At 65.6% G+C, this 9,018-nt stretch carries 9 protein-coding genes; 7 read left to right on the top strand and 2 right to left on the bottom strand.

All coding sequences use genetic code 11. The features are described 5' to 3' along the window. Together AUL35_RS22660 and AUL35_RS19625 are read left to right on the top strand one after the other, a co-directional pair. A partial coding sequence (locus AUL35_RS22660; protein ID WP_192847128.1) for a hypothetical protein occupies positions 1 to 258 on the top strand: 258 nt, incomplete at its 5' end. After that, positions 255 to 545 (top strand): nucleotidyltransferase domain-containing protein, encoded by a 291-nt coding sequence (locus AUL35_RS19625; protein WP_156418099.1) that lies wholly within the window; start codon positions 255 to 257, stop codon positions 543 to 545. The genes AUL35_RS22660 and AUL35_RS19625, both read left to right, overlap by 4 nt. 681 nt (positions 546 to 1,226) lie before the next feature. On the opposite strand, the gene AUL35_RS19620 is transcribed toward AUL35_RS19625, so the two are convergent. After that, positions 1,227 to 2,246 (bottom strand): substrate-binding domain-containing protein, encoded by a 1,020-nt coding sequence (locus AUL35_RS19620; RefSeq protein ID WP_062018000.1) that lies wholly within the window; start codon positions 2,244 to 2,246, stop codon positions 1,227 to 1,229. Positions 2,247 to 2,319: 73 nt separating this feature from the next. Further along, positions 2,320 to 3,675 (bottom strand): ROK family protein, encoded by a 1,356-nt coding sequence (locus AUL35_RS19615; RefSeq protein WP_062017998.1) that lies wholly within the window; start codon positions 3,673 to 3,675, stop codon positions 2,320 to 2,322. Between the two features lie 221 nt (positions 3,676 to 3,896). Here AUL35_RS19615 and AUL35_RS19610 point away from each other — a divergent pair, with 221 nt between their 5' ends. From AUL35_RS19610 to AUL35_RS19590, 5 genes are all read left to right on the top strand, one after another. Next, positions 3,897 to 4,664, top strand: a complete 768-nt coding sequence (locus tag AUL35_RS19610; protein WP_244493843.1) for a sugar phosphate isomerase/epimerase — start codon at positions 3,897 to 3,899, stop codon at positions 4,662 to 4,664. 56 nt (positions 4,665 to 4,720) lie between these two features. Continuing rightward, positions 4,721 to 5,842, top strand: a complete 1,122-nt coding sequence (locus AUL35_RS19605) for a substrate-binding domain-containing protein (protein ID WP_082666475.1) — start codon at positions 4,721 to 4,723, stop codon at positions 5,840 to 5,842. Between the two features lie 81 nt (positions 5,843 to 5,923). Further along, complete coding sequence (locus tag AUL35_RS19600) at positions 5,924 to 7,495, top strand: sugar ABC transporter ATP-binding protein (RefSeq protein WP_062017994.1); 1,572 nt, start codon at positions 5,924 to 5,926, stop codon at positions 7,493 to 7,495. After that, positions 7,492 to 8,460 carry an ABC transporter permease gene (locus AUL35_RS19595; protein ID WP_062017992.1) on the top strand — a complete coding sequence of 323 codons (969 nt, stop codon included), beginning with the start codon at positions 7,492 to 7,494 and terminating at the stop codon, positions 8,458 to 8,460. The genes AUL35_RS19600 and AUL35_RS19595 overlap by 4 nt, the downstream gene beginning before the upstream one ends. Positions 8,461 to 8,477: 17 nt before the next feature. After that, positions 8,478 to 9,018 (top strand): gluconate 2-dehydrogenase subunit 3 family protein (locus tag AUL35_RS19590; protein WP_062017991.1); only part of this gene is annotated, 541 nt, incomplete at its 3' end.

The following is a 9,018-nucleotide window of genomic DNA, read 5'->3' as shown; positions in this document are numbered from 1 at the left end:
AGGGAAGTTTCTCGGCCGTACGAGTCGGTTTTCGTCGCCCGCCGCAGAATAGGCAACGATCTTACGATTGCTCTTATCGATGCTTATAACCTCAGCGCGGAAGACGTCCGCAACACACGCAAGAAGATCGGCGCTTTTGACATCGCTTTAAAGATGTCGAGCTACGGCAAGGTGACCGATGCGGCACGCGACGCAGCGGAATCGATGGGGGCCGAGGCCATGATGTTCGGCAACCTCATGCAGCGCCTCGCGAAGTGACCCGCGCCCATAACGTAGATGCACTTGCAGCTCTGGCCGGACAGCTCGGATCGGTCGCGGCAGGCACGGAATGGTACCTGTTCGGTTCGATGGATCGCGAGGAGAAGTACAGCTCCGATGTTGACCTGCTCATTTTGTGCGCGACTGCAGCGCAGGCAGATGCCTTGCGTGCAGCGATCGATCTTGATCAACTTGGCCGTCCGATCGATCTATCCTTGATGACATTCGACGAGGAGCGCGAGATCGGCGCCGTCACGCTTCAGGCAGCGCGGAAGATCTACCCATGAGCGAGCTGGCGGGCTCTATCAGGCTGATGGGGCAGCGACTATTTGCCCCGCACGCCTGGCACTCGGTTCGCAAAAAGACTTTGTGCTCGTCCGCGGAGCGGATCGTGGCGGCTTAGCAAGCATTCGCTTCAAGGTTCGCCAGTCACGAGGCTGTGCATCGATGCTTGTGGTGCGTAGCTGCCATCGCGTTCCAGATGAATGAAAGGCCGAGTCCGCCACGACGGCGTCCAAAGCGGACAGGCCGCTCTTTCCAAACTGAGCATATGATACCACGTGAACGGATGGCAGCTTCCGGGGGGCAAACTCATGCTTCAGCGCGACGCGGCCAAATTTCCCTTAAGCAATTCTAAGAGCGCTCGACATCAGGAAATTGTACGACATTCACATCCGAATAGCAGGACTCACTGCGTATCAACTCAGTTTGCCAGCCGATCGATTGGGCTCACATGGCCCTGATAGCGCCGTCTCTAGAATGGCGGCTTTTGACGTGATCTTTCCCAAAGCTGCCGGTCCGCTTTCGGCCCGAATTCCCAAATCCCCATCCTATCGTTACTCGGCAGGCAAAGCATGAATTGTCGCATTTTCTAACACGCATACCAACTTAGAATACGCCGTTGCGATGTGCGCGCTTGTTCCACGAACGGCATGATTACCATGTGGCGGCCGTAGCAAAGGTGCGGGTCAAGCAACAGGACTTGATGTGAATAAGGTCTCCGCTCCGCTGACTTCTCGATAGACCGCGGACGCATTTCGTGGCGTCGCGGTCAAAGCCGGAACGACGATCCATGATGGAACCGAGCGTCCGGTCAGAACCAGAATAGCCGCCGCCGCCGCGACGGCACCCTGCCGGAATGGATTCTGCGCGGCAACACCGCACAAAATCCGTCCCTCACCGAGGGCCGCAGCTGCGGCTGCGCCGAGATCGACGGTCGTCATGGCTGGCGGCCTTTTGCACGTGGAGAGAACGGGCAGAGCTGCGACCGCCGGCTCGTCCCAGACGATAAAGACGCCATCCGGCTCCGGCTCCTTCTTGAGGTAAGTTGTGATCACCTCGACCGCCCGGGCCGGCGTCTCGAACTTCAAGTGTGCGAGGCGGATATCGGGGCGTTCGCATCGCATCCACTTGTCGAACCCGATCTCACGTTGAGCCGTTGCGAAGAAGTCGACGCTGTAGGCGGCAACGCATACACGGCCTCCCGGTGGCACATGCGGCGACAGAAGCTCCGCTGCAATCTGGCCGAGCCGGAAGTTGTCGCAGGAAACGGCACTTGCGTAATCGCTCTCCGGCAGAAGTCCGGAGGGAACGTTGTCCAGAAGGATCAGACGGACGCCCGAGGTTGCCAGGCGGCGGAACGCATCGGTCACCACCGTACCGCCGACCGGGATCGCGATTACCGCATCCGGCCGCGCCGCAATCAAACGGTCGATCGCCGCGACCTGAGCGGACGGGCTGAATTCGCAGTCGATGATGTCTGAAATCTTCGCCCCGGCTTCCGCAAGAGTGGCCTCGATACCGGCGATCTGGCGTCGCGACCAGTCGGACGCTCGCGTATGCAGAAGAAGCGCCACCTCGAAGGCGTGCGACCGCGCCTCCTCGCGCACGCTCTGCGTCAGCGCGGCAAGCTCCGGTCCGGCGGCGCGCTCGCCGTGAGGGCCGAGGCCAGCGGCCGACGATGATGTTGCCGCGTCCGCCCGTGTCATCAAGCCTCTCCCGCCCCACGGATCTTGCCCAGCTCGAGACTAGAGGAGCGTTTGCGGCTTGGGAACGTCGGGTTCATGCTGCACCTGCAGCGGCTTGCAGGAAGGTGACGACCTTGGGATGGGCAAGGGGAGTCCCGCTCGTGACCCAGGCCTCCAGGAAGTGCGCGGCGAAGAGTTCCTCTGCGACAACCGTCGCTGCGCCGACGAGGCCTGCCGAACGGCCCATGCGCGAGCGCAGGATGGACAGGTCGCGACTCGCGAGCGGTTGTGCATGGCGATAAACCGCCTCGCGGATCGCCGCGAGGCAGATATCGCCGGTCTGGGCAAGGTCGCCCCCGATCACGAGAGTCGCGGGGTTGAAGATGTTGACCAAGCCTGCAAGCGTCGTGCCGACGAGGCGCCCGGCCTGCGCCAGAATGTCGGCCGACAACGGATCGCCGAGCCGCGAAGCGATACCGATGTCGTCGACCGTCACGGCGCCCGAGCGCGCCAGGATGGCTGCAAGGGCGGGGCTTTGTCCCTCGCTTGCGGCCCGCTCGCCCTCGCGCGCAATCGCCTCGCAACCGGCGATGGTCTGCAGGCAGCCGACGTTGCCGCAGCCGCAGACGAGCGTGCTGCCTTCACCCATGTAGACGTGGCCCATCTGGCCGGCGATTCCCTGCGCCCCGCGCAGAAGCTGGCTGCCGGACACAAGGCCGGTCGAGATCGACGTGCCAAGGTCAACGAAGATCATCTCGGAGGCGCGCTCGGGCGGCAGGGCCGTGATCTCTCCCATCGTTGCCGTCTGGACGGCGCTTCGTGCAAAAATCGGTGCACCGAAGCGGACGGCGAGCCGTTCGACGAGACGCGACTCGTTCCAGTCGGGTAAGGTCGAGAAGCGCGGCACGGCAAGCTGCACCTCCTGTTCAAATTCGACCGTTCCCGGCACCCCCAGTCCGATTCCCCACAGCGGTGCTCCCCCCTCGCCAAGGGCCCAGGCGAAGAGCGCTTCCAGGCGTTCGAGCAGCGATGGGCTCGGCAGGTCCGGCGCCACATCCTCGTAGTGCTCGAGGAGGAGCCGTCCCGAAAGGTCGGCAAGACCGATGCCGACCGTGCTGCCATCCATGTTGGCAACCAGGAGCCTCCCAGCCTCTGCCCTGAATCGCAGAAGCTTCGGCGCCCGTCCCCCGATGGAGCGGCCGACGCCGCTTTCCTCGACGAGGCCGAAGGCGGATAAGGTCGCCAAGCGGTCCACGATGATCGCGCGCCCAAGATGGGTCTCGCGTTCGAGGTCGAGCCGTGTTGCCGGACCAGCGTTCCTCAATGTGTTGAGGATCGACACGAGGCTCTGCCGTTCCGCCTCAAGGGCGCGCACGCGTTCGGCGCTGGGCGAGACCGGCTCGCCGTAGCTTAGAGGTGCCCCTTCATCGTTGGCGCGTCGGCTGGCCAATTGTGTCTCCTTTGCGTGCGACCATGCCTGAACCAACAGTAGGGTCGCAACCGCCTTCCAATGGGATTCGGCAAATCACCATTGACTTCTGCTTTTTATCGACATTAGTTGAGCTCCTGACATCAAAAGTGTCGGCAGACGTCGGGGAGGGCGGATTGACCGGTTGGAAGATGGCGTATCACGCCAATTGCTGGGGTCCACTCGGCGGGGACGCCGTCGGCGTGACGTCGATCGGACGGCTCGCCTACCGCACGTTCGGCGATATGGACCGCGCAGCAAGGGAGATCGCCGCAGCCGGTTACAAGGGCATCGAGTTCTTCGACGGCAACGTGCTTGATGGGGAAGCGGACGACTTCGCCTCGCTCCGTCGCACGCTGGCCGAGACCAGTCTCGCGCTCGTCGCCGTCTATAGTGGTGGCAACTTCATCTTCGCCGACGTGCTGGAGGAGGAGCTTGCGCGGATCGAGAAGGCGGCGGACGCCGCGCAGGCGCTTGGGGCGGAGCATCTCGTCGTCGGCGGCGGCGCGCGCCGTTTGTCGGGCTCACGGAGCGGCGACTACGACGCCCTAGCCGCAGCGCTCGACAAGGTGGTCGCGATCGCCGAGGCGCGTGGCCTCAAGGCCCAGTACCATCCCCATCTCTCGACCATCGTGGAAACGCCTGCGGAAGTCGCCCGGATCTTCGAAAAGACCGCGATCGGCTTCTGTCCGGATACGGCGCATCTGGCCGCCGCCGGCGGCGATCCGGCGGCGCTGGTGACCGAGCACGCCGCGCGCATCACGTACGTCCACCTCAAGGGCTGGCGGCGCGATCCCTTCGCCTTCGTTCCGGTCGGCGAGGGCGACTGCGACAACGGCGCGGTGATCGGAGCGCTGAAGTCGATCGGCTTCGAGGGCTGGATCTGCAACGAGCTCGACGCATGGCCAGATCCCGCCGCGGGAGCGCGGGACAGTCTGCGCTTCGTTGAGGCCGAGGCCGCCAAGGTCTGAAGACATGCGGCGATGCCCTAAGGCGCGCCGAACACTCTGGGAGGAGACCCAACACCATGCGCATCACGACCGTTCTGCGACCGGCCGCGCTCGCCGTCGCGCTTCTGCTTTCCGCCGCGCCGGCAGCTCTTGCGGCGGATCCCGCGCAGGCGCTCGCCGCGATCGGCCAGTCCGTCATGAGCCTCGGGCCGAACGGCGAGAAGCCGGAGCCTGCCTCCGCCGTCTCGCTGAGCGAGGAGGAGCTTGCCCGGATCAAGGCCATGAACGCCAAGGCCGCGATCGTCATGCACTATGCTGGCAATGACTGGAGCCAAGCCCAGATCGAGGGTCTAAAGGCGCAGTTCGACAAGATGGGCATCGCCGTGGTGGCGACCACCGACGCAGGCTTCAAGCCCGACAAGCAGGTCGCCGACCTCGAGACCGTGATGGCGCAGAAGCCGAACGTCATCGTCTCGATCCCGACCGACCCGACCGCGACGGCCGCGGCCTACAAGGCGGCGGCGGATGCGGGCGTGAAGCTCGTCTTCATGGACAACGTGCCGGCCGGCTTCAAGGCGGGCAGCGACTACATCGCCTCCGTCTCGGCCGACAACTACGGCAACGGGGTGGCGACCGCCCACCTGCTGGCCCAGGCGCTGGGCGGCAAGGGCGACGTCGGGCTCGTCTTTCATGCCGCCGACTTCTTCGTGACCAAGCAGCGCTACGATGCCGTGAAGAAGACGCTCGCCGAGAACTATCCCGACATCAAGGTCGTCGCCGAGCAGGGCATCGGCGGACCGGACTTTGCGGGCGATGCGGAAAAGGCGGCGGGCGCCATGCTCGTCTCCAACCCGACCATCAAGGGCATCTGGGCGGTCTGGGACGTGCCGGCCGAGGGCGTCGTCAACGCCGCTCTGAACAACGGCCGCGACGATCTCGTGATCGTCAACTGCGACCTTGGCGAGAACGTCGCGATCAACATGGCGAGCGAGGGCAACATCAAGGGCCTCTCCGCGCAGCGCCCCTACGACCAGGGCGTGACCGAGGCGATGCTGGCTGGCTACGGTCTCCTGAACAAGCCGGCGCCGGCCTATGTCGCCCTGCCGGCGCTTCCCGTCACCAAGGCGAACCTCGCCGAGGCCTGGGACCAGGTCTACCACAAGCCCGTCACCGACAAGATCAAGCAGAGCATGGAGTAGCGCCGGTCGCCGTCGCCCTTCGCCCGGTTCGGGGTGAAGGGCGGCGCATACCGTCGCGCCTGTTCCCCTCGAGGTTTCACCATGAGCCATGCCTTGCCCGAGGCCGTGCGCATGCGCGGCGTCTCCAAGCACTTCGGCGGCGTGCGCGCGCTGGAGGGCGTCGATCTCGATATCCGGCCGGGCGAGGTGCATGCGCTCCTTGGCGAGAACGGAGCCGGCAAGTCCACGATCCTCAAGATCCTGCGCGGCGTGCAGCCGCCGAGCGCCGGCACCGTCGAGATCGGCGGCACGGCGATGACGGGCTTCACGCCCGCGATCGCACGCCGTCTCGGCGTCTCCATGGCCTTTCAGGAGATGAGCCTCGTTCCCACGCTCACCGTCGCGCAGAACGTCTTCCTGAACCGCGAGATCAAGGCTGGCGCCTTGATCGACGACCGCGCCGCGATCGAGGAAGCGCGCCGGCTCTTCGTTCGAATGGGCGTCGCGGTCGATCCGCTCGCCAAGGTCGCCGACATTCCCGCCGGCCACCGCCAGCTTACCGAGATCGTCAAGGCGACGTCGCAGCCCTGCAAGGTCCTCGTCCTCGACGAGCCGACGACCGCGCTCTCCGGCAACGAGGTGGAGCGCCTCTTCGACTACGTCCGCCAGTTGAAGGCGGAAGGGGTCGCCGTGGTCTACGTCTCGCACCGTATGGACGAGATTTTCCGCATCGCGGACCGCGCGAGCGTCCTGCGCGACGGGCGCCACGTCGTTACCGGGCCGATGGCCGACTTCACCCTCGACAGCCTCATCGCCCACATCATCGGTCGCCGCTCTCGCGGCTTCTCCGATGTCGTGCGCGAGACGGCGACAGTCGGCGAGACCATTCTGGAGGCGCGTAGCCTCGTCGGGGAGCACAAGCCCGCAGGGGTCGACCTGACGCTGCGCCGCGGCGAGGTCGTCGGCATCGCCGGCCTTCTCGGCAGCGGCCGCTCCTCGCTCGCGCGCGTCCTTGCCGGCGTTGCGCCGCTGCGGGGCGGCGAGATCCGCGTGAAGGGGCGGGCGGTCGCGATAAACAAGCCTGCCGATGCCATCGCCGCCGGCATTGCGCTCGTGCCCGAGGACCGTTCGCGCCAAGGCTTCGTCGCCTTCCACAGCGTCGAAAGCAACATCGCCCTGCCGAACCTCTCGCGCCTCTCCGACGGCGGCTTCGTGGACGGGTCGAAGTCGGCACGGCTGGCGGACGAGTCGATCGCACGCCTGCGCATCAAGACGGACGGCCGCCGGGCACCGGTGCGCTCCCTGTCCGGCGGCAACGCGCAGAAGGTCGTGATCGCCAAGTGGCTCGCGACCGAGCCCGACATCCTCATCCTGGACGAGCCGACCGCAGGCATCGACATCGGCTCGAAGTCCGAAATCGTGACGCTGATCCGCGGCCTCGCCAAGGCCGGCAAGGCGATCATCGTCCTGTCCTCCGAATTGCAGGAGCTGCTGGCTGCCTGCGACCGCATCCTCGTGATGTCGGACGGGCGCATCGCCCGCGAGATCGACCGCTATGCGCTGGATCCAGGTCCCGGCAGCACGGAGGCCGACGCGCTCGGTCAGGCCGAGCAGACCCTGAACACCTTCATGCAGCAAGCCCGATCCGAGGCACGCACAGGGACGGCCCGATGAGCAACCCGACGACATCTGCGCCGCGCAAGACCCTGTCCGCGCTCTCGAACTGGCGCGACTACATCATCTATATCGGCTTCGTCGCGATCTTCCTCGTCTTTGCCGTGACGCTCGGAGACAGGGGTTTCCTCGACCCGAACAACCTCCTCAACATCGTCCGCCAGACGGCGATCATCGCGATCGTGGCCGTGGCCATGACGTTCGTTCTCGGCGCTGCCGAAATCGACCTGTCGGTCGGCGCGGTCGCGGGTCTTGCTTCCGTCACGACCGCTATGGGCATCGATCAGTTCGGCATTCCGGGCGGCATCCTCTTCGGCCTCGGCACGGGCATCGTGTGCGGCGCGGCGAACGGCTGGCTGACGACGGTGGTCGGCATTCCCTCGTTCCTCACGACGCTGGCCATGATGGGCATCGCCCGCGGCGTCGCCATGTGGATTTCCGGCACGGCGGCGATCCCGATCCTGTCGAAGACCTATATCTCCGCCTTTGGTGCCGGCAACCTCGGACCCGTACCGAGCCTCCTCCTGTGGGTCGCCGCCATCGGCCTTCTCGGCCACGTCGTTCTCAGGCGCACGACCTTCGGGCGGCGGGTGCTGGCAACCGGTGGCAACGAGACCTCGGCACGCTATTCGGGCGTCGATACGGCATCGATCAAGTTCAAGGTCCTGCTCTTCTCCTCGCTCGCGGCGGCGCTCGCCGGCATGCTCTATGCCGGGCGCCTGCGCTCCGGCCGGTTCCAGTTCGGCGAGGGCGACGAACTCTCGGTGATCGCCGCAGCGGTTCTCGGCGGTACCAGCCTCTTCGGCGGGGCGGGCACTGTGATCGGCTCGATCATGGGGGCCCTGATGATCGGCCTCATCAACAACGGCCTCGTGCTCATGGGGCTCGAATTCTCCCAGCAGCTCATCGCCCGTGGGGCGATCATCATCCTCGCCGTCGCGATCAGCCAGGCGCGGCGACGCTGATCCGAAGGATGGACCCGATGACCAACACGTTCTTCGATGCGCACGGCCGCGCGACGATCGAGGCCGCGATGGCCCGCATCATCCCCACTGACGACGGGTTGCCCGGCGCGCGCGAGGCCGGCTGCATCGACTTCGTCGAGCGATACCTTTCCGGCCTCGACTACATCTTCGCAAAGCCCGACGGTTCGGGCTTCGAGGTTCTGGAAGGGCGATCGGCCGACGCCTGGAGGCAGCGTATCGAGATCATGCGCGGCAAGTATGCCGACGGCATCCGTGAGCTCGACGCCCGCGCGAGCGCGCGCTTCGCCGCGGCCTTCAAGGACCTTTCTACCGCGGACCAGGACGAGATCCTGCGCGCGCTTGAGGCCGGGGCGGCGCATGATCCGACGACGCTGACCGTGTCGGACGGTCTTGCCGGCCCCCTTGGAGAGCCGGCCCTGCAACAGACCTCGACCGAGACCGACCTCGACTTTTTCCCGCTCCTCGTCGCCCATACGCGCCAAGGCTTCTACGCCGATCCGATCTACGGCGGGAACCGCGACCAGGTCGGCTGGCAGG

It is taken from the genome of Aureimonas sp. AU4 (assembly GCF_001463765.1).
Classification (GTDB): Bacteria; Pseudomonadota; Alphaproteobacteria; order Rhizobiales; family Rhizobiaceae; genus Aureimonas.
The sequence above is the reverse complement of the archived record's forward strand: the minus strand, read 5'-3'. Positions and strand labels throughout refer to the sequence as shown.

Bases quoted from the DNA above. Each gene is read 5' to 3' on its own strand.
- AUL35_RS19620 (WP_062018000.1), bottom strand. From the start codon at position 2,246: ATGACACGGGCGGACGCGGCAACATCATCGTCGGCCGCTGGCCTCGGC.
- AUL35_RS19605 (WP_082666475.1), top strand. From the start codon at position 4,721: ATGCGCATCACGACCGTTCTGCGACCGGCCGCGCTCGCCGTCGCGCTT.
- AUL35_RS19600 (WP_062017994.1), top strand. From the start codon at position 5,924: ATGAGCCATGCCTTGCCCGAGGCCGTGCGCATGCGCGGCGTCTCCAAG.
- AUL35_RS19595 (WP_062017992.1), top strand. From the start codon at position 7,492: ATGAGCAACCCGACGACATCTGCGCCGCGCAAGACCCTGTCCGCGCTC.